The 255-nt window shown below is 49.4% G+C and carries 1 rRNA gene; it reads right to left on the bottom strand.

Annotated features, from left to right (window positions below):
- Positions 1-255: ribosomal RNA gene (locus RGM2987_RS00015) — 23S ribosomal RNA — on the bottom strand; the annotation flags it as partial.

The raw sequence follows: 255 nt of genomic DNA on the forward strand, positions 1-255 counted from the left end.
CTGACCCATTATACAAAAGGTACGCAGTCACCCAACAAAGTGGGCTCCCACTGCTTGTACGCATACGGTTTCAGGATCTATTTCACTCCCCTCTCCGGGGTTCTTTTCGCCTTTCCCTCACGGTACTAGTTCACTATCGGTCAGTCAGTAGTATTTAGCCTTGGAGGATGGTCCCCCCATATTCAGACAAAGTTTCTCGTGCTCCGTCCTACTCGATTTCACTTCTAAGATCCTTTCGCGTACAGGGCTATCACC

Source organism: Pseudomonas sp. RGM2987, assembly GCF_022952855.1.
GTDB lineage: Bacteria > Pseudomonadota > Gammaproteobacteria > Pseudomonadales > Pseudomonadaceae > Aquipseudomonas.